This is a genomic window from Seohaeicola sp. (genome assembly GCF_048006315.1).
In the GTDB taxonomy this organism is placed as follows: Bacteria; Pseudomonadota; Alphaproteobacteria; order Rhodobacterales; family Rhodobacteraceae; genus Seohaeicola.
Map to the genome: position 1 here is coordinate 2,384,718 of NZ_CP180350.1, position 25,049 is coordinate 2,409,766.

The 25,049-nt window shown below is 60.9% G+C and carries 26 protein-coding genes; 14 read left to right on the forward strand and 12 right to left on the reverse strand.

Features of this window, described 5'->3' with window-relative positions; all coding sequences use genetic code 11:
* The first annotated feature begins 23 nt into the window (after positions 1–23).
* Positions 24–476, forward strand: a complete 453-nt coding sequence (locus tag ACMUJL_RS12045; protein WP_375568027.1) for an NUDIX hydrolase — start codon at positions 24–26, stop codon at positions 474–476.
* On the opposite strand, the gene ACMUJL_RS12050 is transcribed toward ACMUJL_RS12045, so the two are convergent.
* Positions 453–1,046: a PP2C family protein-serine/threonine phosphatase gene (locus tag ACMUJL_RS12050; protein ID WP_416914281.1), complete on the reverse strand. Its 594-nt coding sequence runs from the start codon at positions 1,044–1,046 to the stop codon at positions 453–455. The genes ACMUJL_RS12045 and ACMUJL_RS12050 overlap by 24 nt on opposite strands.
* Positions 1,043–1,756, reverse strand: a complete 714-nt coding sequence (locus ACMUJL_RS12055; RefSeq protein ID WP_416914282.1) for a response regulator — start codon at positions 1,754–1,756, stop codon at positions 1,043–1,045. Before ACMUJL_RS12055 ends, ACMUJL_RS12050 begins: the two co-directional genes overlap by 4 nt.
* Positions 1,757–1,895: 139 nt before the next feature.
* Between ACMUJL_RS12055 and ACMUJL_RS12060 the strand changes: the two genes are divergently transcribed.
* Positions 1,896–2,243 (forward strand): Hpt domain-containing protein, encoded by a 348-nt coding sequence (locus tag ACMUJL_RS12060; protein ID WP_375568023.1) that lies wholly within the window; start codon positions 1,896–1,898, stop codon positions 2,241–2,243.
* Here ACMUJL_RS12060 and ACMUJL_RS12065 read toward each other — a convergent pair.
* Both ACMUJL_RS12065 and ACMUJL_RS12070 read right to left on the reverse strand, forming a co-directional pair.
* Entirely contained in the window at positions 2,232–2,783 is a 552-nt protein-coding gene (locus tag ACMUJL_RS12065) for an ActR/PrrA/RegA family redox response regulator transcription factor (protein ID WP_068288478.1), read from the reverse strand. The two genes, ACMUJL_RS12060 and ACMUJL_RS12065, sit on opposite strands and share 12 nt — an antisense overlap.
* 101 nt (positions 2,784–2,884) lie before the next feature.
* A complete protein-coding gene (locus tag ACMUJL_RS12070) occupies positions 2,885–3,505 on the reverse strand; it encodes an SCO family protein (RefSeq protein WP_375568020.1) in 621 nt (206 codons plus the stop codon).
* A gap of 94 nt (positions 3,506–3,599) precedes the next feature.
* On the opposite strand from ACMUJL_RS12070, the gene regB reads away from it, so the two are divergent.
* The 8 genes from regB to trxA all read left to right on the forward strand — a co-directional run bounded on the left by regB (position 3,600) and on the right by trxA (position 15,611).
* Complete coding sequence (gene regB, locus ACMUJL_RS12075) at positions 3,600–4,997, forward strand: sensor histidine kinase RegB (RefSeq protein WP_375568018.1); 1,398 nt, start codon at positions 3,600–3,602, stop codon at positions 4,995–4,997.
* A 102-nt stretch (positions 4,998–5,099) separates the two neighbouring features.
* Positions 5,100–6,722 carry a PAS-domain containing protein gene (locus ACMUJL_RS12080; RefSeq protein ID WP_375568016.1) on the forward strand — a complete coding sequence of 541 codons (1,623 nt, stop codon included), beginning with the start codon at positions 5,100–5,102 and terminating at the stop codon, positions 6,720–6,722.
* Positions 6,723–6,777: 55 nt separating this feature from the next.
* Positions 6,778–7,254, forward strand: coding sequence for a tRNA (adenosine(37)-N6)-threonylcarbamoyltransferase complex ATPase subunit type 1 TsaE (tsaE, locus tag ACMUJL_RS12085; RefSeq protein ID WP_068288483.1), 477 nt, complete (start codon positions 6,778–6,780; stop codon positions 7,252–7,254).
* Entirely contained in the window at positions 7,247–8,266 is a 1,020-nt protein-coding gene (locus ACMUJL_RS12090) for an aminoglycoside phosphotransferase family protein (protein ID WP_375568013.1), read from the forward strand. Before tsaE ends, ACMUJL_RS12090 begins: the two co-directional genes overlap by 8 nt.
* Entirely contained in the window at positions 8,242–8,934 is a 693-nt protein-coding gene (locus ACMUJL_RS12095) for a nucleotidyltransferase family protein (protein WP_068288488.1), read from the forward strand. The genes ACMUJL_RS12090 and ACMUJL_RS12095 overlap by 25 nt, the downstream gene beginning before the upstream one ends.
* The gene (gene addB, locus ACMUJL_RS12100; RefSeq protein WP_375568011.1) at positions 8,927–11,863 is read left to right on the forward strand and encodes a double-strand break repair protein AddB; all 2,937 of its coding nucleotides are present in this window, start codon (positions 8,927–8,929) and stop codon (positions 11,861–11,863) included. Before ACMUJL_RS12095 ends, addB begins: the two co-directional genes overlap by 8 nt.
* Complete coding sequence (gene addA, locus ACMUJL_RS12105) at positions 11,860–15,234, forward strand: double-strand break repair helicase AddA (RefSeq protein ID WP_375568009.1); 3,375 nt, start codon at positions 11,860–11,862, stop codon at positions 15,232–15,234. The genes addB and addA overlap by 4 nt, the downstream gene beginning before the upstream one ends.
* A gap of 56 nt (positions 15,235–15,290) precedes the next feature.
* Positions 15,291–15,611 (forward strand): thioredoxin, encoded by a 321-nt coding sequence (gene trxA, locus ACMUJL_RS12110; protein ID WP_068288499.1) that lies wholly within the window; start codon positions 15,291–15,293, stop codon positions 15,609–15,611.
* A 71-nt stretch (positions 15,612–15,682) separates the two neighbouring features.
* Here trxA and ACMUJL_RS12115 read toward each other — a convergent pair whose 3' ends face one another.
* Positions 15,683–16,579 (reverse strand): hypothetical protein, encoded by an 897-nt coding sequence (locus tag ACMUJL_RS12115; protein WP_375568007.1) that lies wholly within the window; start codon positions 16,577–16,579, stop codon positions 15,683–15,685.
* A gap of 115 nt (positions 16,580–16,694) precedes the next feature.
* On the opposite strand from ACMUJL_RS12115, the gene hslV reads away from it, so the two are divergent.
* Together hslV and hslU are read left to right on the forward strand one after the other, a co-directional pair.
* Positions 16,695–17,252: an ATP-dependent protease subunit HslV gene (gene hslV / locus ACMUJL_RS12120; RefSeq protein WP_375568005.1), complete on the forward strand. Its 558-nt coding sequence runs from the start codon at positions 16,695–16,697 to the stop codon at positions 17,250–17,252.
* Between the two features lie 52 nt (positions 17,253–17,304).
* Positions 17,305–18,612 carry an ATP-dependent protease ATPase subunit HslU gene (gene hslU / locus ACMUJL_RS12125; protein ID WP_068288511.1) on the forward strand — a complete coding sequence of 436 codons (1,308 nt, stop codon included), beginning with the start codon at positions 17,305–17,307 and terminating at the stop codon, positions 18,610–18,612.
* 37 nt (positions 18,613–18,649) lie between these two features.
* Here the strand turns inward: hslU and ACMUJL_RS12130 are convergent, their stop codons facing one another.
* From ACMUJL_RS12130 to ACMUJL_RS12140, 3 genes are read right to left on the reverse strand one after another with little or no spacing between them, the layout of a single operon-like run.
* Positions 18,650–19,252: a Smr/MutS family protein gene (locus tag ACMUJL_RS12130; protein WP_375568003.1), complete on the reverse strand. Its 603-nt coding sequence runs from the start codon at positions 19,250–19,252 to the stop codon at positions 18,650–18,652.
* Positions 19,249–20,259, reverse strand: a complete 1,011-nt coding sequence (locus ACMUJL_RS12135; protein WP_375568001.1) for a murein transglycosylase A — start codon at positions 20,257–20,259, stop codon at positions 19,249–19,251. Before ACMUJL_RS12135 ends, ACMUJL_RS12130 begins: the two co-directional genes overlap by 4 nt.
* Before the next feature lie 38 nt (positions 20,260–20,297).
* Entirely contained in the window at positions 20,298–20,960 is a 663-nt protein-coding gene (locus tag ACMUJL_RS12140) for a Tim44/TimA family putative adaptor protein (protein ID WP_068288517.1), read from the reverse strand.
* Between the two features lie 106 nt (positions 20,961–21,066).
* Between ACMUJL_RS12140 and ACMUJL_RS12145 the strand changes: the two genes are divergently transcribed.
* Together ACMUJL_RS12145 and secB are read left to right on the forward strand one after the other, a co-directional pair.
* The gene (locus ACMUJL_RS12145) at positions 21,067–21,582 is read left to right on the forward strand and encodes an FxsA family protein (RefSeq protein ID WP_375567999.1); all 516 of its coding nucleotides are present in this window, start codon (positions 21,067–21,069) and stop codon (positions 21,580–21,582) included.
* Positions 21,583–21,640: 58 nt separating this feature from the next.
* Positions 21,641–22,153 (forward strand): protein-export chaperone SecB, encoded by a 513-nt coding sequence (gene secB, locus ACMUJL_RS12150; protein ID WP_068288521.1) that lies wholly within the window; start codon positions 21,641–21,643, stop codon positions 22,151–22,153.
* Here the strand turns inward: secB and dnaQ are convergent, their stop codons facing one another.
* Genes dnaQ through ACMUJL_RS12170 form a run of 4 tightly spaced genes read right to left on the reverse strand, consistent with a single transcriptional unit; the run spans position 22,154 to position 24,870 of the window.
* Positions 22,154–22,843 carry a DNA polymerase III subunit epsilon gene (gene dnaQ / locus ACMUJL_RS12155; protein ID WP_068288523.1) on the reverse strand — a complete coding sequence of 230 codons (690 nt, stop codon included), beginning with the start codon at positions 22,841–22,843 and terminating at the stop codon, positions 22,154–22,156. It lies immediately after the preceding gene.
* Positions 22,836–23,429 carry a dephospho-CoA kinase gene (coaE, locus tag ACMUJL_RS12160; RefSeq protein ID WP_375567996.1) on the reverse strand — a complete coding sequence of 198 codons (594 nt, stop codon included), beginning with the start codon at positions 23,427–23,429 and terminating at the stop codon, positions 22,836–22,838. The genes dnaQ and coaE overlap by 8 nt, the downstream gene beginning before the upstream one ends.
* On the reverse strand, positions 23,426–24,274 hold the full coding sequence (locus tag ACMUJL_RS12165) for a shikimate dehydrogenase (RefSeq protein ID WP_375567994.1): 849 nt from the start codon (positions 24,272–24,274) through the stop codon (positions 23,426–23,428). Before ACMUJL_RS12165 ends, coaE begins: the two co-directional genes overlap by 4 nt.
* A complete protein-coding gene (locus ACMUJL_RS12170) occupies positions 24,271–24,870 on the reverse strand; it encodes a Maf family protein (RefSeq protein ID WP_375567992.1) in 600 nt (199 codons plus the stop codon). Before ACMUJL_RS12170 ends, ACMUJL_RS12165 begins: the two co-directional genes overlap by 4 nt.
* Between the last annotated feature and the right edge of the window lie 179 nt (positions 24,871–25,049).

Consider the following 25,049-nt stretch of genomic DNA (forward strand, 5'->3'; position numbering starts at 1 on the left):
AGGCTTGTGCAAAAGGTGACATGATGATCAGACGGTTTGGTGAAACGCCCCGGGCGGGGCAAAGCTACAGACGCCGACCAGGGGCCTATGCGATCCTGTTGCGCGGCGCGGACATGCTGGTGACGCATCAGGCCGATCCATGGCCGGAGTTCCAGCTGCCGGGCGGCGGGATCGACCCCGGCGAGTCGCCTATGGCAGCACTTCACCGCGAGGTTTTCGAGGAAACAGGCTGGAGCATTGCCGCCCCGCGCCGTATCGGAACATTCCGCCGCTTCACCTATATGCCTGAATACGACCTCTGGGCCGAGAAGCTGTGCATGATCTACCTGGCAAGGCCAGTGCGCCGGATCGGCCCGCCCAGCGAGGCAGGCCATACCGCGTTGTGGATGCCCCCCGCCGTTGCAGCCGACAAGCTTGGAAACGCCGGAGACAGGCATTTCGTCACCGGTTTGCTATCCGGTCTTCGACGCTTCTGACTGCGGCGCACCCTTGTATTCAAACAGGACGGCAGAAACGTCATCCGGGAAGTCGTGACCGCCCGCGTATTCGGTCAGGTTCCAGATGAAGGCTTCCAGAAATGCGGTTCCGGCCAAATGGCGCAAATCATCCAGCATCCTTGAGGCACCTTCGGTCCCCAACAGGCGATCTTCCGGGTCGGGACATTCAAGGATTCCGTCGGACAGCACGATCAGCCGATCGCCCGGTGCAAGAACGCAGTCGAACTGCTGATAGATCGCGCTGTCGAACAGTCCGACCGGCAGACCGCCTGCGCCCAGGATTTCCAACGTTCCGTCAGATCGCTGAACCATGGGGTTCGGATGCCCTGCCTGCACCATGACGACACGCCCGGTCTGCAGATCGGCATCGGCCAGAAACAAGGTGAGGTAGTGATCGGTCTGCACCTCCTGCAGGACAAGGCGGTTCAACGAGCCGACAACCTGTTCGGGCGGCAAATGGGTCAGTGCACCATCCGCATCACGCGTCAGGGCGATGTTATGTTCCGGCGCAGAGGATGACATGTAGCTTGCCAGTCGCGCCGTCATCATCGCGGAACTGATCCCGTGGCCGGACACATCCAGCGCAAACAGCCCCGCATGCGTATCGCCGGCCGGATAGAACCCGACCAGATCCCCCCCAAATGCCCCGAGGATCGCAACAGAAGACAGACCTGCGCCGCGCCGAAGTCATGCGATCTTTCCCGCACCAGCGACTGTTGCAGTTTTTTCGCCTCCGCAAGGTCGGTGTCCAGCGCATCATAAAGCGCCTGAAGCTCGGCCAGGGTGCTGGTGATCAGGCGATTCTTGTCCGACAGTTGCCGCTGCATGTCGATGATCCGCGTACCCGCATTGATGCGGGCGCGCAGTTCTGCGGGATTGACGGGCTTGGTCAGGAAGTCGTCAGCCCCGCAATCAAGACCGAGCGCCACGGCTTCCTTGCCGCTTTTCGAGGTGAGAAGGATGAAATAGCCATAGGATTCCCGTGGCAGGGCACGGAAGGCGCGACAGAACGCAAGCCCATCCATGCCGGGCATCATCCAGTCGCTGAGAACAAGATCCGGCGCCTCAACAGTGCAAAGCGCCAGCGCATCCTGCCCACTGGCGGCTTCGGATACCCTGAAGCCCCACCGGGTCAGAAAGGACGAAAGGATACGCCTTTGCAGGTCACTGTCATCGACCACAAGCGCATGCAAGGGAATGTCACGCACGACCGTCGCGTTCGGGCCTGTCTTCTGGGAATGCTGTGCTTGCGCGGACACGGGTTGCTGCCTTCTTGACATGAAAGCCCCATGTAAAGCGCAATCCCTAACGCCAGCTAAATGTTAGAATTAATCGTATTTACAGAATGTTAAGTTCTTTTCCCTAAGCCTGCAAAGCATGTCGCGGCAGGAGAGGGACATGATCGACTGGACACGTGTGGAAGAACTGCGGGATGAAATCGGCGCTGATTGTTTTGACGAGGTGGTCAACCTCTTCCTCGCCGAAGCTGGTGATGTCGTGACCCGCCTGCGTGACAATCCCGATATTTCGCGGCTGGCGGTCGATCTTCACTTTCTCAAGGGTGGTGTTCTCAACCTCGGGTTCGTGGCGGTTTCCCACCTGTGCACAGAGGGGGAAAGCCTGGCCTCAAGCGGACAGGGCGACCGGTTCGACATCACGGCGCTTGTCACGACCTATGAACGGTCAAGGCTGGCATTCCTGACGGAGTACCAGTCACGCCTTGCCGTGCGGGCCTCAGCGGGGTGAACGTTTGGCAAGGATACGTTGAAGGGTACGGCGATGCATGTTCAGGCGACGCGCCGTCTCGGACACATTGCGGTCGCACAGTTCATACACGCGCTGGATATGCTCCCAACGAACGCGATCCGCGCTCATCGGGTTTTCGGGCGGCGGCGGAAGGTCGGCCCCGGTCGCCAGCAAGGCGTGGGTGATGTCGGTCGCATCCGCCGGTTTGCTCAGGTAATCCGTGGCACCGATCTTGACCGCCGCGACAGCGGTTGCAATCGCACCGTAACCGGTCAGCACGACGATGCGGCAATCCGGGCGTTTGTCGCGCAGAACCTCGACCACATCCAGCCCGTTGCCATCCTCTAGGCGCAAGTCACACACGGCATAGGCAGGGGGACGGGCCGTTGCAATGGCCTTGCCAGCAGCGACCGAACCTGCGGTTTCCACATCGAAGCCACGTTTTTCCATGGCTTTGGCCAGGCGCTTCAGAAACGCTTCATCGTCGTCGACCAGAAGAAGTGTTCTGTCTTCTCCGATGTCGTGCAGGTCTTCCGCCACGCCTGTGCCTCCTGATCCAGCCAACGCTGTTCAAATCTATTATAGCGCGCGCTGTCAGGCGTCAAACCAACCTGTCATTCTCGTGATGTCAGAGCAAACTGTCATTGGGCTTCCAGAAAGCACTGGATACGGTCCGCCACATCTTCAGCGCGCAAAGACCGCTGAAAGACTTCGACAAAACCATCCTCGGGAAAGACGAGATAGCTCATCGTGGAATGATCGACGAGGTAGTATTCATCGTCACCTTCCTGTTTCTGATAGAAGGTGCGGTAGGCACGGCTGGCCGCGCGAACCTGCTCGGGCGACCCTGTCAGACCCAGCATGCGCTCGTGCAGGTTTGCCGTGAATGCGTCGACAACTTCGGGCGTGTCGCGTTCAGGGTCGATCGAGATGAAAACAGGCTTCACCATCAGGCCACGCTCTTCAAGGATATCGATCGCCTCTGCGTTCCGGGACGTGTCCAGGGGGCAGACATCCGGGCAGAAAGTATAGCCGAAATAGATCAGGCTTGGCTGGTCGATCACATCGGCGTCCGTCACCGTCTTGCCGGTCTCGTCCACCAGAGTGAACGGTCCCCCGATCTGCGAGGCGCCACCGGCAATATTTGTGGTGCGGCACTGGGCGTATTTGTCAGGTGTACCCGCAAGCCTTGTATAGACAAAAACACCTGCAGTCATCGCAATGACAAGACACACCGCGACGATGGCATAAAAACGGGACATCACGTTCTCCTTTTCCGGCAGGACTGGTTATTGGGTCAGCCGGGGTGCATATTTAGCACTTGGGCCAGACATGCAACGGGACGAATGGGCACATATGAGTGATATGCAGCTTGGCGTTCTCAAGGGGCGCGAACGCGGAAACTGGGTTCGTCTTCGCACGATCATCCTGTTGCGCTGGGCAGCTGTCATCGGACAGCTGATCGCCCTGTTCGTCGCGCAAGAGGCCTACAAGCTGCAGATCGAGATGGGGCTGTGCCTGTTGGTCGTCAGCGTGTCGGTCATGGGCAACCTGATCGCGATGTTCATTTTCCCCGAAAACAAGCGACTGTCGGAAACCGAAAACCTGTTGATGGTTCTCTTCGATCTTCTGCAACTGGCGCTGCTGCTGTACCTGACGGGCGGCCTGCATAACCCGTTCTACATCCTGATCCTGGGGCCGGTGACGGTTTCAGCCTTGGTTCTGACGCTTCGCTCGACCGTGTTTCTGGGGATCACCGCCATCCTTGCCGTGACCCTTCTGGCCGAGTTCCACCTTCCCCTGCGATCAGAGCAGGGGTTCCTTTTGCAGGTGCCCGACATTTTCGTTTTCGGCAATTGGGTGGCCATCACCATCGCTGTGATCTTCCTCAGCTTCTATTCCCGGCGTGTCACCCAAGAGATGCATTCGATGTCCGACGCGTTGCAAGCGACGCAGATGGCCTTGGCGCGCGAGCAGAAGCTGACCGATCTGGGCGGCGTCGTCGCGGCGGCAGCCCATGAGCTGGGCACACCACTGGCCACCATCAAGCTGACCAGTGCCGAGCTGATCGAAGAGCTGGATGATTTTCCCGAGCTTCAGGACGATGCACGGCTGATCCGCGAGCAGGCAGACCGATGCCGGAATATCCTGCGTTCCATGGGGCGGGCGGGCAAGGATGATCTGATGCTGCGTCAGGCGCCCTTGGGCACCTTGGTACGCGAAGCCGCGGCCCCGCATATGAACCGTGGCAAGGACATCAATTTTCAGGACGGTCTGACGGACGAAGACAGCCAGAGCCAGCCCATGGTGCTGCGCCGCCCCGACCTGGTGCATGGGCTGCGCAACCTGTTGCAGAACGGGGTTGATTTCGCGCGGGCGAATGTCTGGGTGGAAACCCGCTGGGATGATGAAACCGTTTCGGTGCGCATCATGGATGACGGCATGGGCTATCCCGCGAACATCATGGGGCGCATCGGCGACCCCTTCATGCGGTTGCGCAGAAGCGAACCGGAACGCGCCCAGCGCCCGGAATACGAAGGCATGGGGCTGGGGCTGTTCATTGCCAAGACGCTTCTTGAACGGTCCGGGGCCGAACTCAGCTTTGCCAACGGGCGAGATCCCTATCTTGCCAGTACGGAACAACCCCAGAAGTGCGGCGCGATTGTCGAAGTTGTCTGGCCGCGATCAAAGATCGATGCACGCCATCCGGCGAATGCCACGCCAATGGGGCAGAACCGCCTGCTGGATACCTGATCCGGTAATCCGGTTTCGGGTCAGCGGCTTCTCGGCGTTAACCAAGCATTAAGCATTTCGCGTCAAAGCTGTAAGTCATGTTTCCAGACGGGGGAGTCGGGGATGGCTCTGCTCAATCTGTTTCAGTTTGTTGTACCGGTAAGCCTGGGGCTGCTTTTGGGCGGCTTCATCCTTGTTCTGCTGGCCCGGTTTGATCAGAGCGGGCACGCGACAGGCGGTCAGGATGCACCGGCCGAGTCGAAAGGCGAGGGTGCCGATGCCGCCTTCCTCTTCGAAGGTCGTATGCTCTTGCAGGCAAGCGACAGGGCCACACAGCTTTTGCAACCGTCCACGACCGATGGATCAGCCGTTGGCCCGCATAGCCTTGATGATTGGGGGCTTGTGCTTTGCGTGCTGAGACCGCGCTTTCCCGATCTTCCCGACGATCCTTCACAATTCAGGGCATCACCTGGCGAAAGCGGTCAGATCCGGCTGGACTCCATGGCAGGCGCTGCAGCGGCGGAGCATATCGTCGTCGAATGGTGGGATGACTGGGTTCGCCTTCAAATTGTCGATCACTGCCATGACCAGGAACACGCAATCCCGTCAGCCGACATGTCCGAAGAGGCAGGATGGCTTCGGTTGGCGGTTACCGGTGCGCCCTATCCGATATGGCAAACGGCAAGGGATGGTCGTGTTCTCTGGGCAAACACCGCATATGCGGATCTAGTCACCCGGTTCGAACGGCGCAGCCCCGAAGACATGACGACGGCACAGGGTTTTCCGATCATGTTCGATGTGCCGCTTCAGACAGAATGCGACAACGCATCATATCGCTTGTCGATTGTCCCGTCCGGATCGGTGCAACCCTATTGGTTCGATGTGCGATGCCTGCGGATACCATCAGGATGGATGAATTATGCCACGGATGTAAACGCCGTCGTCAACGCGGAAATCGCCCAGCGCAACTTTGTGCAGACCCTGACCAAGACCTTCGCACAACTGTCCATCGGTCTGGCGATCTTCGACCGGCAGCGGCAACTGGCGCTGTTCAATCCGGCCTTGATCGATCTGACCTCCTTGCCTGCGGAATTCCTGAGCGCGCGACCAAATCTGCTGTCGTTCTTTGACCGGCTGCGCGATCGCCAGATGATGCCAGAGCCCAAGAACTACAGATCGTGGAGGGATCAGATCACCGATCTGGTCGCAGCCGCGGATAACGGTCTTTACCTCGAGACCTGGTCCCTGCCATCGGGCCTGACCTACCGCATCAGCGGTCGGCCCCACCCCGACGGTGCGGTGGCTTTCCTGTTCGAGGATATCAGCGCCGAGATATCGCTGACACGTCAGTTTCGGTCGCAGCTTGAATTGGGGCAATCGGCCCTGAACGCGATGGAGCAGTCGATCGCGGTTTTCTCGGCCACGGGCGTTCTGGCATTTTCCAATACCGCCTATCGCAAGATGTGGCATATCGATCCTGACAGCGGTTTCGCCGAAATCACCGTGATCGACGCATCGCGCCATTGGCAATCACATAGCCTGCCGACACCTGTATGGGGTGATCTGCGCGACTTCGTGAACCAGTTCGGGGATAGATCCGACTGGCAGGCCGAGGTGACGTTGCGCGACGGGCGCATGGTTGCCTGCCACGTCGCGCCCATGCCGGGGGGTGCCACAATGGTCCAGTTCATGCCCTTCGAAAAATGCATCGCTTCAGCCACGAGAGAGCTTTTGCCAAGCGCGTGATGATCCGCTCGCCAATGAGACTTGCAGGCAGTGTCAGGCGCGCTACTCTGCGCGAATGTCGCCTTTTGCCACCCGGATCACACTGTCTTCGCCCGACCAGACAACTGCATTCGCAGAGCGCCTTGGTGCGCGCCTGCAGCCAGGCGACGTACTGCTGCTGGAGGGTTCCATTGGCGCCGGCAAGACGCATTTCGCGCGCAGCTTGATCCAGTCCCGGATGGAATATCCCGAGGACGTGCCATCGCCGACCTTCACCCTTGTGCAGATGTATGAAGCCGACACCTGCGAGATTTGGCATGCGGACCTGTATCGCCTGTCCATGCCAGACGAGGTGGTCGAGCTTGGCCTGACCGAAGCATTCGACAACGCGATCTGTCTGGTGGAATGGCCGGATCGCCTTGGCGATCTGACGCCCGCCAATGCCTTGCGGCTGGCGTTCACACAAGGCAAGGACGAGGATGAACGTGAGGTCGCGTTGACATGGACCTGCGGGAAATGGGCAGAGCGCCTGAAGGGAGCTTTCGATGACTGACCGCAGCAATCTGGCCGACGCCTTTGTGGCAGGCACCGACTGGGCCGGGGCCAGCCGGAAACCGCTGGCCGGGGACGCATCAAACCGGCGTTACGAACGTCTGCACCTGCACGGGAAAAGTGCCGTGCTGATGGACGCCCCGACCGAAAAAGGCGAGGATATCCGCCCCTTCGTGCGTATCGCGCGCTACCTCTGCGGGTTGGGGTTGAGCGCGCCGCAGATCCTTGCGACGGATGACCGCCACGGTTTCCTGCTGCTGGAAGATCTGGGCGATGACCTCTTTGCCCGCGTCATTCCCCGGGAACCGGAGCTTGAGCAATCGCTTTACGAAGCGGCCACCGATGTTCTGGTGCATCTGCACTGCGCACCGCCGCCTGCCGACCTGCGGGCTTATGATGCCGCGATCATGCTGAACATGGCGGCGCTTGCCTGGCGTTGGTACCTGGGTGGTGCCCTGTCAGAGGATCCCGCATCGGAACAGGCTTTCCGCCATGCTTTCGCCCCTATACTTGCCCAACATGCCGGTGAAACACCCGTTCTGATCCAAAGGGATTACCATGCCGAGAACCTGATCTGGCTGCCCGAAAGGGCCGGACCTGCACGCGTGGGGTTGCTGGATTTTCAGGACGCGATGAAGGGTCACCCGGCCTATGATCTGGTATCGGTGCTGCAGGATGCCCGCCGCGATGTGCCGCCTGCGATCGAGGACCGGATGATCGCACGATATGTCGCGGCCACCGGGCAGGATGAGACCACGTTCCGGGCTGCCTATGCGGTCCTCGGGGCGCAGCGCAACCTTCGGATTCTTGGCGTCTTCGGCAGGCTTTGCCTGCTGAACGGCAAGTCGCATTACGTGGACCTGATCCCGAGGGTCTGGGATCTTCTGATGCGGGATCTGGAACATCCGGCCCTTGCCCCTGTAGCCGGGTTGATCAAGGGGGCGCTGCCCACGCCAACCACAGATATCCTTGGAAGGATAAAGGAAAAATGCGCGACCGCCCCCAAGCCGTAATGCTGTTTGCGGCAGGTTTCGGCACGCGCATGGGCGCGCTGACCGCGGATCGGCCCAAACCCCTTGTTCAGGTCTCCGGACAGGCCTTGATCGACCACGCGCTTGCGCTTGTCGGCGCTGCGGGCATATCGCGGAAGGTCGCCAACCTGCACTACCGCGCCGAGATGCTGGAGGCGCACCTTGCCGGTAGCGATGTGCAGATCTCGGTCGAGACACCCGACATCCTTGAAACAGGCGGCGGCTTGCGCCAGGCCATGCCGTTGCTGGGGGAAGGTCCTGTGTTCACACTGAACACGGATGCCATCTGGAAAGGGCCAAACCCCCTCAGCCTGGCCCTGCAGGCATGGGACCCGGCGCGTATGGATGCGCTTCTGGTCTGCATAAGCCCGGATATGGCCGTGGGTCACTCGGGCAACGGCGATTTTGTTCTTGATGCGGCGGGGCGCCTGTCACGGGGGCCGGGATGGATCTATGGGGGTGCGCAGATCATTCGGACGGATGGGCTGCAGGACATACCTGACCGCGCCTTTTCGCTGAACCTTCTGTGGGACCGGATGCAGGAGAAGGGGCGCCTTTACGGGCTGCGCTATCCCGGACAATGGTGCGATGTCGGGCGACCCGAAGGCATAGCCTTGGCCGAAAGACTGTTGGGACAGCCTGATGTTTGATCCTGGCGAAAAGCCCCGTCTGTTCGGGCTGCCGCCTGGCGCGGATTTCCCGGCAGCCTTGGTGCATGGGTTGCAGACCCGTTTCGCAGGCAAACCGCCCGAGGCGCTGGCGCAGGTGCAGCTGATCGTGAACACGAGGCGCATGGCGCGACGTATCCGCGATTTGTTCGACAAGGGGCCGGCGCTTCTTCTGCCCGCAATCAGACTGGTGACCGACCTTGGCGATCGCGCGGATCTTGCCACCATGGATCCGCCGGTGTCCCCCCTGCGGCGCAGGCTGGAAATCTCGCAACTGGTGGCAAGGCTGCTGGACAGTCAGCCGGACTTGGCCCCGCGCGCCTCACTCTATGATCTGTCGGACAGCCTTGCGGGGTTGCTGGACGAGATGCAGGGCGAAGGCGTGGGGCCCGATGCCATCAGGCAGCTGGATGTGTCGGACCAGTCAGGGCATTGGGCGCGTGCCCAACAGTTTCTGGGGATCGTGCAACATTTCTTTGACGGTGCCGGCGATGCCCCGGACCGGGAGACGCGGCAAAGACGCGTCATCGAAAGCCTGATTGCGCGCTGGCAGGCAGAGCCGCCCGCGCATCCCGTGATCGTTGCAGGCTCTACCGGGTCGCGCGGCACGACACGCCTTTTGATGAACGCGGTTTCGCAATTGCCGCAGGGCGCGATCGTGTTGCCGGGTTTCGATTTCGACATGCCCGCGTCGGCCTGGACCGATCTGAACGATGCGCTGCTAGCCGAGGATCACCCCCAATTCCGGTTTCGCCTTCTGATGCGCGACCTTGGGCTGGAACCCGGTGATGTTCTGCCCTGGTCGGACAGCCCAGCGCCCTGCCCGCCGCGCAACGCACTGGTGTCACTGGCGCTGCGTCCCGCGCCGGTTACCGATCAATGGCTGTCGGAAGGGCCGCACCTGAGGCAGCTTGACGATGCCATGGCCAAAGTGACGCTGGTAGAGGCGCCATCGCTCAGGGCCGAAGCCATGGCGATCGCGATGCGGTTGCGGCAAGCCGCAGAGGACGGGATCGTCGCCGCCCTGATCACACCGGACCGAATGCTGACGCGGCAGGTGACGGCCGCGCTGGACAGATGGAACATCTTGCCCGATGACAGCGCAGGCCAACCGCTGAACCTGTCACCACCCGGCCGGTTCCTTCGTCATGTTGCGGCACTGTTCCAGCGCAAACTGACCGCAGAGGCACTGATCACGCTGCTGTCACACCCGCTGACCCACTCAGGCGCCGATCGTGGTCTTCATCTGCGCCTGAGCCGGGAACTTGAACTGCATATCAGGCAGAACGGCCCACCCTTTCCCAACGGGGCCGACCTTCGGGCCTGGGCTGACAAACAAAAGCAGCCGGAAGCGAAGGCCTGGGTTGAGTGGGTTGTTTCCTGCTTCACGGAAAAGCCCCTACCGGATGAGCTGGCCTTGTCCGAACGCCTGACCGCGCATCTGGAGCTTGCTGCCCGGATCGCACAGGGACGCAGCGGCGAAGGCAGCGGCGGCCTCTGGCTGGAAAAGGCCGGACGCGAGGCGCAGGCACTGGTCGAAATGCTGACGCGCGAAGCCGGCCATGGCGGTTCCATGGACGCCAATGATTATTCCGATCTGTTCGGCGCGATCCTGTCCGGGGCCGAGGTGCGCGACCGGGACGCGCCACATCCGAACATCCTGATCTGGGGGACCCTGGAAGCACGGGTGCAAGGGGCCGACCTTGTCATTCTTGGCGGTCTCAACGAAGGCAGCTGGCCGGAAATGCCGGGCCCAGATCCCTGGTTGAACCGCAAGATGCGCCATGATGCGGGTCTGTTGCTGCCCGAACGGCGCATCGGTCTGTCGGCCCATGATTTCCAACAGGCCATAGCTGCAAACGAGGTCTGGCTGACACGTTCGATCCGGTCCGACGATGCGCAAACGGTCGCGTCGCGCTGGGTGAACCGGATGGTCAACCTGCTGGATGGTCTGCCGGAACAAAGGGGTCCCGATGTTCTCAAGGGTATGCGGGACAGGGGCGACGCATGGCTGGAAAAGGTCGTGCTGCTTGAAACGCCCGTGCCTGTGCCGCCGGCCTTCAGGCCTTCGCCGCGCCCCCCGGTCGCCGCGCGACCCACGCAGATGTCGGTGACCGAAATAAAGCGGCTGATCCGTGATCCCTACGCAATCTACGCCCGTCATGTGCTGAAACTGCGCCCGCTCAACAGCCTGATGCAGGCACCCGATGCCCTGCTGCGGGGGATCGTGACGCATGACATCCTGGAGGCTTTCGTCAAGGGTTTGACGGATGCACCCGAAACGCTGACGCAGGACCATCTGATGCAACTGGCAGAGACTGTTCTTGCCGAAAACGTCCCTTGGCCTGATGTCCGTGTGCTGTGGAAAGCCCGGATTGCCCGCGCCGCGGATTGGTTCGTCAACAGCGAAAAGGCGCGGCGCGCACAGGCGATGCCCATCGCCTTCGAACGCAAAGGCGCGGCCGATCTTGCCGGGCTAGGGTTCACCCTGACGGTCAAGGCAGACCGGATTGACCGCGATGAGGCTGGCGCGCTACATATCTATGATTACAAGACAGGCGCCCTGCCTTCGCTGGATGAACAGAAGTATTTCGACAAGCAGCTTCTGCTGGAGGCGGCGCTGGCAACGCGCGGCGCGTTCAAGGATATCCCGCCTGCGACCGTCGCCAGGGCAGCCTATATCGGCGTCGGAAGTGCGCGAAAGGAACAGCCCGCCCCGCTGGAGGAAGAGACGCCCGAAAAAGTCTGGCAGGAGCTGGTTGCGCTGATCTCGGCTTATCTGCAGGCCGATCAGGGCTATACCGCGCATCGCGCCATGTTCAAGGAAGGCGATACCGGCGACTATGACCTGCTCGCCCGTTTCGGGGAATGGGATGCGACCCAGGATGCCACACCCGAGGACCTGTCATGAGGCGGGATGACGCGACAGAGCGACAGGTTCAGGCCGCGCGCCCGGATGGGTCCACCTGGTTGTCGGCCAATGCCGGGTCGGGGAAAACCCGGGTTCTGACCGACCGTGTGGCAAGACTGCTTCTTTCCGGGGTCGAGCCGCAGCACATCCTGTGCCTGACCTACACCAAGGCCGCCGCCAGCGAGATGCAGAACCGTCTTTTCAAACGGCTGGGCGGATGGGCCATGCGAACCGACGAAGCATTGCGCGACGCGCTGCGCGAGCTTGGTATCGACGGGCCCATCCAGACCGATGCGCTGCGTCAGGCGCGCACCCTGTTTGCCCGCGCCATCGAGACGCCGGGTGGCCTCAAGATCCAGACGATCCATTCCTTCTGCGCATCGCTGCTGCGTCGGTTTCCGCTTGAAGCGCGGGTTACCCCGCAATTCACCGAGATGGATGACCACTCTGCCCGGCAATTGCGGGCCGAGATTCTTCAACGGCTGGCCGAGGGCAAGGATGCATCCGTGGTCGAAGACATGGCGACCATCTATTCCGGCAGTGACTTTGACGACCTGACCCGCGTCCTGACCGCCCAGCGCGATGCGTTTCAGGACGATGTGACGCGCGATCTTGTTCTGGACTGGTTCGATCTTGCGCCCGGATATGATGCCAAAGCGCTGCGCGCGGCCGTCTTCACGGGGGATGAACCAGAGATCCTGCGCCAACTGGTTCCGGCAATGCTGGCCGGCGGATCGAATGACTGCAAACAGGCTGCGCGGCTGGCCTTGCTGACAGGGCAGGATTTGTCCGAGCTGCCCGAGCTTGAGAATATCTTTCTCTATGGCGGATCCGCAAAAAAACCGTTTGGGGCCAAGATAGAGGCTTTTCCATCAAAGGACTGCCGCAAGACGATCCCGGATATCCTGGACGCGCTCAACGCCTGGATGACCCGCGTGGAACAGGCCCGCGAGGCGCGCCTTGCCTTGGCGGCAGCGGAAAAGACCCTTGTTCTTCATCGTTTTGCGCGCGTCTTTCTGCCCGCCTATGAGCGTCAGAAAACGCTTCGGGGCTGGCTGGATTTCGACGATCTGATCGTCAAGGCGCGGGATCTGCTGACCGATCCGGCGGTGGCGGCCTGGGTCCTGTACCGTCTGGACGGCGGGATCGACCATATTCTTGTGGACGAGGCACAGGACACCAGCCCGGTGCAATGGCAGGTCATCGAAAGGCTGGCACAGGAATTCACCAGCGGGGCAGGGGCAAGGGCCGACGTGCCGCGCACCATCTTTGTCGTGGGCGACAAGAAGCAGTCGATCTATTCCTTCCAGGGTGCCGACCCCCGAGAGTTCGACAGGATGCAGGCCGAATTTGCCAAGCGGCTTGTGCCAACCAACCGGCCCCTGTCCGCAATGGAGCTTGAATATTCCTTCCGCTCGGCCGATGCGGTGCTGCGCCTGGTCGATCAGACGTTCACGGGTCGCGACAGTGCAGGCTTTGCAAGCTCGATGCACCGGGCGTTCAAGAACGCCATGCCCGGGCGTGTCGATCTGTGGCCAGCGATCGAAAAGCCCGCAGCGCCGGAAAAAATCGCCTGGCATGATCCGGTGGACCGGCGCAGCGAAAGTGATCACATGGTTCTTCTGGCCGATCGGATCGCGTCGGAAATTCGCCGCATGGTGGATCAACGCGTGATGATCCCGGTCGAGATCGAGAATACCGGAACATACCGGATGCGACCCGTGCGCGAAGGCGATGTGCTGATCCTTGTTCAGCGCCGCTCGTCCCTGTTCCGCGAGGTGATCCGCGCCTGCAAGGACAAGGGGCTTGAAGTTGCCGGTGCGGATCGTCTGAAGGTCGGGGCCGAACTGGCGGTGCGCGATCTTGCGGCGCTTCTGTCTTTCCTGGCAACGCCGGAAGATGACCTTTCGCTGGCGGTGGCGTTGAAATCACCCTTGTTCGGCTGGAGCGAGCAGCAGCTTTTCACGCTGGCACAGGGTCGAAAAGGCTATCTTTGGGAGGCTTTGAGAAACCGGGCGGACACGCACCCGGACACGCTGACAATCCTGAATGATCTGCGTGATCAGACCGATTTCCTGCGGCCCTATGAATTGATCGAAAGGATCCTGACACGTCATGACGGAAGGCGGCGGATCCTTGGACGTCTGGGGCAGGAGGCCGAAGACGGCATTGATGCGTTTCTGGCGCAGGCGCTTGCCTATGAACGGGGAAACATCCCCAGCCTGACAGGGTTTCTGACCTGGATGGAGACCGATGAGCTGGAGATCAAGCGGCAGATGGATGCGGCCGGAAACCGGATCAGGGTCATGACGGTGCATGGCGCCAAGGGTCTTGAGGCGCCCATCGTCATTCTGCCTGATGCCGGGCGCCGGGATAACAGCATACGCGACATGATGCTTGTGCATGAGGGCAGGGCGTTGTGGAAAACCGCCGGCGACGACGCACCGGCAACTGTCGGCGCTGCACTGCAAGCGCAGCTCGAAGCGCAGGAGGCCGAGCGCGACCGCCTGCTCTATGTCGCGATGACCCGCGCCGAAAAATGGCTGATCGTCGCCGCCGCAGGCGATCTGGGAAAGGACGGCAGCAGCTGGTTCCACCGGGTCGAAGCCGCCATGCGGGCCTCTGGCGGGGTCGATCATGGCTTTGACTTCGGACAGGGTGTGCGTCTTGAAAGCGGTGACTGGAATCTGCCGGAAACAGAGACGGACTCAGCGGAAATCAAACCTGCACAGGTTCTTGAAGGCCTTTTTTCGCGCCCCGCACCAGAGGTGAAGGCACTACCCGAAACGCTCAGCCCATCAGACCTTGGGGGTGCCAAGGCGCTACCCGGAGAAGCGGGAATGAGCGAAGAGGCCGCAAAGCTGCGCGGATCGCAAATCCACCTGCTGCTGGAAATCTTGCCTTCGGTTGATCCGGCGGACTGGGCCCTGCGCAGCAATGGCATTCTGTCGGGCGGTGATCTGGCGGCGGAAGCCGCAGATATTCCCGCCTTGCTGGCCGAGGTAACCAGCGTGCTCAGCAACCCGGACCTTGCATTCCTGTTTGGCAAGGGAACGCTGGCCGAAATTCCGGTTTCGGCAACCCTGCCGGAACTTGGGGGGCAACGGGTTCACGGATTGATCGACCGGCTGATCATTCAGCCGGATCGCATCCTGGCCGTGGATTTCAAGACCAATGGCGTGGTCCCCGACACGCCCGATACCTGCCCCGAGGGCATTTTGCGGCAGATGGGGGCCTATGCGGCCGCGCTGCGGCTGATCTACCCGGACCGCCAGATCGATACGGCGATCCTGTGGACGCGGACGGCACGGTTGATGCCCCTGTCGAACGATCTCGTGATGGGGGCGCTGCGACGCAGCAGCCTCCCTTGACGCTGACGCACGAGGTCCATAGGTTTGCCGCCAACCATTCCCACAGGAGAAAGCCAATGGCGACTGTTGCTGTCACAGACGAGACGTTCGACGCCGAAGTCAAGAATTCCGATATCCCCGTTGTCGTGGACTTCTGGGCAGAGTGGTGCGGCCCCTGCAAGCAGATCGGGCCCGCCCTCGAAGAGCTGTCGGCCGAATTTGAAGGTCGCGTGAAGATCGCCAAGGTCGATGTGGACAGCAACCCGAATGCAGCCGCAGCCATGGGCGTGCGGGGCATCCCGGCGCTGTTCATCTTCAAGAACGGCCAGATCGTATCGAACCGCGCAGGCGCCGCACCCAAGGCAGCGCTGCAAAGCTGGATCGAAAGCGCGATCTGAACCAAAACGGATCAGACGACAAAAAGGGCGCCCCTTCTGTGGCGCCCTTTTTTCTTTGCCTCATCGGCGCCTCAGATCGGCCAGCCGCCACGCGCAAAGGCGGCAGCAATCTTTGCTTCTGCCTCATCGCGGCCTGCGTTTATCGACATCTCTTGCCAGAACCACCACAGGTAGGCCGCAAAGTCCGGCACATGTTCCGTCACGGTGCGAAACGCCTCTGACTGGCCCAGCGCCTGAACATTCGCCCCGATGTGATGAAAATCGGATTTTCCGAACAGGATGAAGGGCTTTTCGAACAGGATTCCGTTGAACGCGGCCGATGAATTCTGGGTGACGACATAGTCGCAACCGGGCAGCAGCCTTTCCATCGACCCGGTCTTGACGCTCAGCCTTGGGTGACGTTCCGCAAGGGAATAGATCGCCTGCCGTTCCGCGTCGCCATAGGTCTCACCGGGGTGGAATGTTGCGATGACCAGCCGGCTGGTATCGTGACGAAGAACAGCCTCGACCATCTCGACGGGGCTTGCCGCCTGGAAGGACCGGCATTCTGTCAGACGGCCCTGCAACGGCACATAGACAAAGCCCTCCAGGCTGACGGGTGGCGCATCCGGAAACAGACGGCGACGCCAGAATCCATGAAAGCGCCGCGCTTCTTTCGGCTCGACGGTTTCGGGGTCAAACGGCGTTTTCGCCACTGCCCAGTTCCATCGCTCGGTCGTCGTTTCTATCTGCCAGAAGGGATAATGATAGACGCGGCGCATCGTCAGGGCGCGGGGATGCGTTGGCTGGTCCATGTGGAACATCGCGTATCCGGGCCGCAAGGCCGATGACAAGCGCGCCGCCTGAGAATTCGCGCGATAGACGACATCGAAGCCCGCATTTCGCAGGACCGAGGAGACCTTTGCGATGAAATTATGCTCGACTGCCTCGGCGCTTTCGCGCAGGCCGTCATCAAGATAAAAGGTCACGGTCCGCGCACTCGTCATACGCCCAAGGCTATGCCGTGCCGGACCACTCGGCAAGGCCCGCCCTTGTGCCTCAAGGCGTCACGTTCCATATATCGACAGAAGAACGGAGGCCCCAATGGCAGACAAAGACTTTCCCGGCTGGCACGGCACCACGATCATTGGTGTCAAGAAAGATGGCAAGGTGGTCATCGCGGGGGATGGGCAGGTCAGTCTTGGGCAGACCGTCATCAAGGGAAGTGCGCGCAAGGTGCGGCGGTTGTCGCCGGGTGGGTTCGATGTGGTGGCAGGTTTTGCCGGATCGACCGCCGATGCCTTTACCCTGCTTGAACGCCTTGAAGCCAAGCTTGAAGCCACGCCCGGCCAGCTGGCGCGCGCCTCGGTCGAGCTGGCCAAGGACTGGCGTACGGACAAGTATCTGCAAAAGCTCGAAGCCATGCTGATTGTCAGCGACGGGCGCGACATCTTCGTCATCACGGGCGCAGGCGATGTGCTGGAACCCGAGCATGACGTGACCGCCATTGGATCAGGCGGCAACTATGCGCTTGCCGCAGCGCGCGCCCTCATGGACAGCGACCTTGACGCCGAGGCGATCGCCCGCAAGGCCATGTCGATTGCCGCCGACATATGCGTCTACACCAATGGGAACCTGACGGTCGAAACGATCGGAAAATAACCGGCGGAAAGTAACGGGCGGAAAGTAACGGGACATCCCGGGAGAAACGAACATGACAGACCTGACCCCCCGCGAGATCGTGTCCGAACTGGACCGGTTCATCATCGGCCAGAAGGACGCAAAGCGCGCCGTCGCCGTGGCGCTGCGCAACCGCTGGCGTCGCAAGCAATTGGGTGACGACCTGCGTGACGAGGTCTATCCGAAGAATATCCTGATGATCGGGCCGACCGGTGTCGGCAAGACCGAAATCAGCCGCCGCCTTGCCAAATTGGCCCGCGCGCCATTCATCAAGGTCGAGGCGACGAAATTCACCGAGGTCGGATATGTTGGCCGCGATGTGGAACAGATCATACGGGATCTTGTGGACATCGCGATTGCCATGACGCGGGAACAGATGCGCGACGATGTGCGCGCCAAGGCGCATCTGGCCGCCGAGGAAAGGGTCATCACGGCAATTGCGGGCGAAGATGCGCGCGAAGGTACGCGCGAGATGTTTCGCAAGAAGCTCAAGGCCGGAGAGCTTGACGATACGCTCATCGAGCTGGATGTGGCTGACACCGGCGGAGCGTTTCCGATGATGGATATCCCCGGACAGCCGGGCAACCAGATGGGCATGATGAACCTGGGTGACCTGTTCGGAAAGGCTTTCGGACAACGCAAGCAGCGCAAGCGGCTGAGCGTGGCGGAAAGCTATGAAATCCTGATCGGGGAAGAGGCTGACAAGCTGCTGGACGATGAAACGGTGAACCGCGCGGCGCTGCAATCGGTCGAGCAGAACGGGATCGTCTTTCTGGACGAAATCGACAAGGTTTGCGCACGCTCGGATGCGCGCGGCGCCGATGTCAGCCGCGAAGGCGTGCAGCGCGACTTGCTGCCGCTGATCGAAGGCACGACCGTCAGTACGAAATACGGCCCCGTAAAGACGGATCATGTCCTGTTCATAGCCTCGGGTGCCTTTCATATTGCCAAGCCATCCGACCTGCTGCCGGAACTGCAGGGGCGCTTGCCGATCCGTGTCGAATTGCGTGCGCTGACCGAAGACGATTTCGTCCGCATCCTGACCGAGACCGAGAATGCCCTGACGCGGCAGTATTCCGCGCTGATGGCAACGGAAGAGGTTGGTGTGACATTTACCGACGACGGCATCGCCGCGCTTGCCAGGATCGCCGCCGAGGTGAACCACACGGTCGAGAATATCGGCGCGCGGCGGCTTTATACCGTCATGGAGCGGGTCTTCGAAGAGCTGTCCTTTACGGCCCCGGATCGCGCAGGCCAAAGCGTGACCGTGGATGCTGCCTTTGTCGATACGAACCTGGGCGAGTTGATGCGGTCCACGGACCTCAGCCGCTACGTTCTGTAAGCTGCGTTTTCAGCACTGGGGCGCTGGGGCGCTTCCCTCATCTGTGGCGACGCAGATAGACGTAATAGGCGCCCCCGCCACCGTGGGTCACATGGGCCTCGGTGATCTGCAGAACCGCTTGCGCAAGGGGCGGTGTGGACAGCCAGTTCGGGACCTGATGCTTGAGGATCCCGCGCGGCACGGGGATGGGGCCACCCTCGTCCCGGTCGCGGCCTTTGCCGGTGATCACCAGCACCAGCCGCTTGCCGCTTGCCTGTGCCCGCAGAATGAATGAGGTCAAGGCCGGATGCGCCTTGTCGATCGTCATGCCGTGCAGATCGATACGCCCCTCCGGGACCAGCTTGCCCCGTTTCATCCGCAGATAGGCCTTGCTGTCCATGTTCACGGGCGCGCCACGCAACCTGTCTACGAGCGGCGGCATAAGATCATGCGACGGTTCCGCCCCCCTGGCCCTGTCGCCCACCCTGAATTCCGGCAATCGCGACTTTGGTATCTTGTGCGGCTTGGGTTTTGGCCGTTGCGGCCCATCATCGGCGCGCGCAGCGTCGGGCGTCAGACGCTCCGGGTGAAGTCTCTCGGTGCTGTCGGCGATCTTGCGCCACAGTTCGATCTCGTCAGGCCGCAGCCGGCGCCGTGTCATTCCAGCATATCCGTCGAGGCCATCGCATAGGCCCGCTGGATCGGCAGAAGCACGACCATGCGCCCCGGATCCTTCAGGCGGCCCGCTGCGCGACCGGCTTCATCCCCGGTGCCGAAGAAAATGTCGGCGCGCTGGGCACCCTTGATTGCAGATCCGGTGTCCTGCGCGACCATCAGGCGACGCATCGGATTTTCGCCATCCTTCTCGATCCATACGGGCGCTCCGAGAGGTGTGAAAGCCGGATCCACGGCAATGGTGCGCAGATCCGTCACCGACCGGTTCATCGCACCCAGCGGGCCCTTGTCGGCAGGCACATGGCTGACCTCGCGGAAGAAGACGAAGGATGGATTGTGCCGCAAAAGGTCAAGACCTTCCTGCGGATTGCGGCGAACCCAGTTCTTGATCACCTCGGCGGATACCTGGTGCGATTCAAAGGTACCACGGCGGATCAACTCGGCACCGATGGACCTGTATTCGTGGCCGTTGGCCCCGGCATAGCCAACGCGAATATTGCGCCCATTCGACAGCTTGATGCGGCCGGATCCCTGGATTTGCAGAAAGAACAGTTCGACGGGATCATCGACCCAGGCGATTTCAAGACCACGCCCCGACATGATGCCGTTGGTTTCAATCTCGGATCTGGAAAACCATGGCTGATTGGCCCGGGCCTCTGGCGGCATGCGATAGACCGGAAAGCGGTAGCGTGACGAAGGCGCAAGCGATCCGCTCAGTTCCGGTTCGAAATAGCCCGTGAAAAGGCCGGGCGCGCCATCGTCGATCAGGACCGGGCGGAAAAACAGTTCAAAAAAGGACCGTGCGCTGGTCTGCAGCCGCGCCTCTGTCTGGGCAACCGCACACAGGCTGGACCAGTCCGGGTCCTTCATGTCGGCGCAGGTATTCAGAAAGGTGCGAAAGGCGCTCGCATGGTCATCCTCGATCCAGCCGTCCAGCTGGCTGAATTCGAGGACCCGGTAGGTTGGTTCTGACTGCGCTGTATCTGCTGCCATCGCGAACCAACCCAAGGTCAGGGCTGCAAGCGCCCGGATCATTCGCCCGTGGCGACAAGCTGCCAGTTCGGATCGTCGGTGCCCAGCACGCGGGCAAAGGTCCAGACGTCCTTCTGGCGCTTCACTTCATTGGGCTTGCCTTCGACCACCTCGCCTGTCGCGTCGCGCACCACCGAGGTCATCTCGCCGGTGAAGCGTACGGTCACTTCGGCAAGATTGCTGTCCTTGTCGAAGGTTGCGTTGCTCAGGGTCATTTCGCGAATGCCGATGAATTCGGCCTCGACGGTCAGGCCCTGTGCTTCACGGGCGGCCACGACTTCGGCAAAGGTTTCATGGACATCATCGGCCAGAAACGGCTTGATGCTGTTCATGTCGCCACGCTCGAACCCCATGAGGATCATCTCGTAGGCATAGCGCGCACCCTGCAGGAATTCGCCAACCGAGAAGGACGGCTCGACCCGCTTCATCGCGGCAAGCGTCTTTGCGGCGTTGCTGTCGGCATCAACGTTGTCGGTGATGTCATGATCCGGCCCGCCCTCGATCACTTCGAACCCGCGGCGACGATCAGTGTTTGCTGGTGCTTCCCGGGGAACGGCAGGCTTTTCGAACCCGTCCCGCGTACCAAGCACATTTTTCAGGCGCAGGATCAGGAATATTGCAATGCCTGCCAGAACCAAAAGCTGAAGAATGGGCGAATTCATTTAAACCTCTCGTGGGGTCAGGGCATGGAAAGCGAACTAGACCGGTCTTATGTAGGTGAGGGGGTGGGCCAAGTCCACTACACCATCGAAGGAAAGGAGCAAGCCCATGTGGCTTTTCGCTGCATTCGTTGCAATTCCGATCATCGAGATCGCCCTGTTCATCCAGATCGGCGGCTGGATCGGCTTGTGGCCGACACTCGGTATCGTGGTATTGACGGCCATTCTGGGGACCATGCTGGTGCGGGCACAGGGGCGGCTTGCCCTGATGGAGCTGCAGCGCGCCTTTTCGCGCCTCGATGATCCGACGATGCCGCTGGCCCATGGGGCCATGGTGCTCGTGGCCGGGGTTCTGTTGCTGACACCCGGGTTTTTCACCGATGCGATGGGGTTCGCCCTTCTTGTGCCGGGCGTCCGGTCTGCCGTGTTCAACTTCCTGCGGTCGCGGATCAGGGTTGCCCATTTCCAAATGGGGCAAACCACCGGATTTGAAGATGACGGGCGTGACGCTTTCCGGCATCCGGCCAGAGGTTCGCATCGCCCGGACGTGATCGATGGTGAATTTCACGAGGTCGATCCCGCAAAGCGGCCCACGCATCGACCATCAGGCTGGACGAAGCATTGAGGCTTCGCACCTGTGCTGCTAGACAACAGCGGAAACATAATTGATCCGGAGATCCCAAATGGCCGAAAACGGCGCAGCCGATACGCCCGCCCAGCCTGCTGCAGAGGCGCAGGCGCCGCAGCTGAAAATGAGCATCCTCAACCAGTTCATCAAGGACCTGTCCTTTGAGAACGTGCTGGCCCAGAAAGGTGTCAGCGGTGAGGTCCAGCCCGATGTAAAGGTTCAGGTCAATCTGGACGCCAAGAAACGGACCGCGGAAAACCAGTTCGAAGTGACCATGAAGCTGATCGTCGACAGCTCGGTCAAGGACAGCGCGTCAAAGCTTTTCCTGCTGGAGCTGGAATATGCTGGCATTTTCCATATCGAGGGCGTGCCGGCCGATCAGATGCATCCGTTCCTGCTGATCGAATGCCCGCGTCTGCTGTTCCCCTTCGTGCGGCGCATCGTTTCGGATGTAACGCGCGATGGCGGCTTCCCACCGCTGAACATGGATATCATCGACTTCGTCCAGCTCTATCGTTCCGAGCTGGCGCGCCGTCAGGCAGAACAGGCCGCAGTTCCCAACGCCTGATCAACCCTGCTTGAGCCATAATGCGCCGTCGCCCAACGCCTTCACAAAGGCTTCATGGGCGGCGGCTTCTTCTTGCGTGATCAGGCTTGGCAGCGCGGTCGGCCGGGGTTTTGGTCGCCAGGTCTGCTCTGAAGAGACGCTGATTTCGGTTGTGCTGGTCGTGGACAATCCGAAATCGGGCTGCCGGCCACCGATCAGTTCCAGATAAACCTCGGCAAGGATCTGGCTGTCCAGCAAGGCGCCATGCAGCGTCCGCTCGGTCTCGATCCCGAAACGACGGCACAATGCGTCAAGCGAGGCGGGCGAGCCGGGAAACCTCTTGCGTGCGATCATCAGCGTGTCGATCGCCTGTTCCATCGGCAGCAACGGCAACTTGATCCAGCCAAGTTCGGCGTTCAGGAACTTCATGTCGAATGCAGCGTTGTGGATGACCAGCTTCGCATCACCGACGAACTCAAGAAACTTCGGCCCGATCTGGGCAAAGACGGGTTTGTCCCGCAGGAAATCATCGCCCAACCCATGCACTTCGAAAGCAGCCTGAGGCATCCCCCGTTGCGGGTTGATGTATTCGTGAAATGTGCGCCCCGTCGGCATGTGGTTGTAAAGCTCGACGGCCCCGATCTCGACGATCCGGTCGCCTTCAGATGGTTCGAAACCGGTGGTTTCTGTATCCAGAACGATCTCACGCATGGGTCATCCGTCTCCTTATGTCGGCCAGAACTGCGCGAACCTGCTGTGCTGCACTTTCGGGTGTATCGGTAAAGATCACATAATCGGCACGCGCACGCTTTTCCGCATCCGGCATCTGCTTTGCAAGGATGGCGGCGAACTGGTCTTCCGACATCGTGCCCCGTGACATGACACGCTTTTTCTGTGTCGCGGCATCGATCGAGACACAGACAGTCGCATCAACGCGCGCATCGCCCCCGGTTTCGAACAGAAGGGGTATGTCCAACACCACGATTTCGGCACCGGTTGCCGCGATGAAAGCGGCGCGGTCCTGCGCGACAAGAGGGTGCACAATCTGTTCGATCCTGCGCAGCGCCTGCGGGTCCTTGCTGATGATCGACTTGAGCGCATCGCGCGAAACCGCCCCATCAATGACAGCGCCGGGGAATGCATCCGCCATCGCGGGCACTGCTGCACCGCCTTTCGCATATAGCCGATGCACCGCCGCATCGGCATCCCAGACAGCGCATCCTTCGGCCTCAAACTGCCGCGCGGTCGTGGATTTTCCCATACCGATGGAGCCTGTCAAACCGATCAGGAACGTCATTTCAGGACAGCCGCCCGGATCGAGGCATCGACCGTGGGACGATAGCCGAACCACCGTTCGAACCCCGGAACCGCCTGATGCAGAAGCATGCCAAGGCCATCCACCGTCACGCATCCCATTTCCTGCGCGACACGCAGAAGACGCGTTTGCAGGGGCGCATAGACAAGATCAGTGACCAGCGCGCCCTTCCGCAAGCCGTCCAGCGGAACCCGCAATTCAGGCTTTCCCAACATCCCCAAAGAGGTCGTGTTGACCACGGTCGCGGCCTCTTCCAGCATGTTCCCGGCCTGCACCCAATCGACCACTCGCAGACGCTTGCCGAAATCATGCTGCAAGGCCTCTGCGCGGATGCGTGTCCTGTTCGAGATCAGGATCTCGGGCACACCCACATCAAGAAGCGACGCAACCACTGCACGGGCCGCGCCACCCGCACCAAGAACGGCTGCGGGACCCGCAGCAGGGTTCCAGTCGGGCGCATTCTGACGCAGGTTCTCGATGAAACCGTACCCGTCTGTATTGTCGGCATGTATCTTGCCATCCTTGCGGAAAATCAGGGTATTGGCGGCCCCGATCAACGTCGCGCGATCAGTCACCAGATCAGCGATTTCCAAGACGGCCTCTTTATGAGGGACGGTCACGTTCACACCGACGAAACCGGCTTTTGGAAGGGCGCGCAGAACCTCGGCCAGGTTGTCGGCGCTGACCTCCATGGGAATGTAGTAACCCCGGATGCCATAGCTTTTCAGCCAGTGACCATGCAGCGCAGGCGACTTCGAGTGCGCAATCGGTGATCCGATGACCCCGGCCAGTGGGATACGCGGCAAAACGTTCGCATCTGTCGTCATGTTTCAATATCCCCCCTGAGAGAAAGATAAGACAGAAGGTCCAGCAAAGGCAGCCCCAGGACGGTGAAATAATCGCCTTCAACCCGCGAAAACAGACGCACCCCCTCTTTCTCAAGTTTGTATGCGCCAACGGATTCGGCAACATCCGGCCAATTTCTGTCCAGATATCCTTCAAGCCAGTCGTCACTGAAATCACGCACCATCAGCCGCACCTGTCCGATGTGACGCCAGATGGGTTTACCGGCATCACAGATGACGACAGCGGACAGCAAGCTGTGACGCTTGCCCCGCAGCGCGGTAAGTTGCGCCGCGGCCTCTTCGCGGGTTGATGGTTTGGTCAGAACCTGGCCGGTCAGATCCAGAACCTGATCACAACCGATGACCAAAGCCTCGGGGCGTTTTTCGCTGATGCGCAGGGCCTTCATCTCGGCTAGCGCATCCGCCAGATCGCGCGGGCTTGCGCCCTCTGACAGAAGGGCGTCGCGCAGCATCTCTTCATCCACGGCGGGGCGAATGACCTCGAACGTCATGCCTGCCTGCCGAAGCAACTGGGCCCGGATCGGAGAGCCGGATGCAAGGATCAGCTGTTGCGGCATGTGTATAACCCGGTGGAGGAGTTTAAGGATTTGTTAGGGATGATTACTGGGCATTTTACGTCTTGGATGCAAGGCGGTGACCGAGGCTGGATAACCCGCATGCGCCACGGTTTTTTTCCCGTTGGGGAATGGATGAATCGCCAACTGTGGAGAAGCAGTTCCTTCCAACCCATTTCCAG

What these genes read in the sequence shown, in the direction of transcription:
- ACMUJL_RS12045 (WP_375568027.1), top strand. Translation starts at nt 24, where the DNA reads ATGATCAGACGGTTTGGTGAAACGCCCCGGGCGGGGCAAAGCTACAGA.
- ACMUJL_RS12050 (WP_416914281.1), bottom strand. Translation starts at nt 1,046, where the DNA reads ATGATGACGGCGCGACTGGCAAGCTACATGTCATCCTCTGCGCCGGAA.
- ACMUJL_RS12060 (WP_375568023.1), top strand. Translation starts at nt 1,896, where the DNA reads ATGATCGACTGGACACGTGTGGAAGAACTGCGGGATGAAATCGGCGCT.
- ACMUJL_RS12070 (WP_375568020.1), bottom strand. Translation starts at nt 3,505, where the DNA reads ATGTCCCGTTTTTATGCCATCGTCGCGGTGTGTCTTGTCATTGCGATG.
- regB (WP_375568018.1), top strand. Translation starts at nt 3,600, where the DNA reads ATGAGTGATATGCAGCTTGGCGTTCTCAAGGGGCGCGAACGCGGAAAC.
- ACMUJL_RS12080 (WP_375568016.1), top strand. Translation starts at nt 5,100, where the DNA reads ATGGCTCTGCTCAATCTGTTTCAGTTTGTTGTACCGGTAAGCCTGGGG.
- tsaE (WP_068288483.1), top strand. Translation starts at nt 6,778, where the DNA reads ATGTCGCCTTTTGCCACCCGGATCACACTGTCTTCGCCCGACCAGACA.
- ACMUJL_RS12090 (WP_375568013.1), top strand. Translation starts at nt 7,247, where the DNA reads ATGACTGACCGCAGCAATCTGGCCGACGCCTTTGTGGCAGGCACCGAC.
- ACMUJL_RS12095 (WP_068288488.1), top strand. Translation starts at nt 8,242, where the DNA reads ATGCGCGACCGCCCCCAAGCCGTAATGCTGTTTGCGGCAGGTTTCGGC.
- addB (WP_375568011.1), top strand. Translation starts at nt 8,927, where the DNA reads ATGTTTGATCCTGGCGAAAAGCCCCGTCTGTTCGGGCTGCCGCCTGGC.
- addA (WP_375568009.1), top strand. Translation starts at nt 11,860, where the DNA reads ATGAGGCGGGATGACGCGACAGAGCGACAGGTTCAGGCCGCGCGCCCG.
- trxA (WP_068288499.1), top strand. Translation starts at nt 15,291, where the DNA reads ATGGCGACTGTTGCTGTCACAGACGAGACGTTCGACGCCGAAGTCAAG.
- hslV (WP_375568005.1), top strand. Translation starts at nt 16,695, where the DNA reads ATGGCAGACAAAGACTTTCCCGGCTGGCACGGCACCACGATCATTGGT.
- hslU (WP_068288511.1), top strand. Translation starts at nt 17,305, where the DNA reads ATGACAGACCTGACCCCCCGCGAGATCGTGTCCGAACTGGACCGGTTC.
- ACMUJL_RS12130 (WP_375568003.1), bottom strand. Translation starts at nt 19,252, where the DNA reads ATGACACGGCGCCGGCTGCGGCCTGACGAGATCGAACTGTGGCGCAAG.
- ACMUJL_RS12135 (WP_375568001.1), bottom strand. Translation starts at nt 20,259, where the DNA reads ATGGCAGCAGATACAGCGCAGTCAGAACCAACCTACCGGGTCCTCGAA.
- ACMUJL_RS12140 (WP_068288517.1), bottom strand. Translation starts at nt 20,960, where the DNA reads ATGAATTCGCCCATTCTTCAGCTTTTGGTTCTGGCAGGCATTGCAATA.
- ACMUJL_RS12145 (WP_375567999.1), top strand. Translation starts at nt 21,067, where the DNA reads ATGTGGCTTTTCGCTGCATTCGTTGCAATTCCGATCATCGAGATCGCC.
- secB (WP_068288521.1), top strand. Translation starts at nt 21,641, where the DNA reads ATGGCCGAAAACGGCGCAGCCGATACGCCCGCCCAGCCTGCTGCAGAG.
- dnaQ (WP_068288523.1), bottom strand. Translation starts at nt 22,843, where the DNA reads ATGCGTGAGATCGTTCTGGATACAGAAACCACCGGTTTCGAACCATCT.
- coaE (WP_375567996.1), bottom strand. Translation starts at nt 23,429, where the DNA reads ATGACGTTCCTGATCGGTTTGACAGGCTCCATCGGTATGGGAAAATCC.
- ACMUJL_RS12165 (WP_375567994.1), bottom strand. Translation starts at nt 24,274, where the DNA reads ATGACGACAGATGCGAACGTTTTGCCGCGTATCCCACTGGCCGGGGTC.
- ACMUJL_RS12170 (WP_375567992.1), bottom strand. Translation starts at nt 24,870, where the DNA reads ATGCCGCAACAGCTGATCCTTGCATCCGGCTCTCCGATCCGGGCCCAG.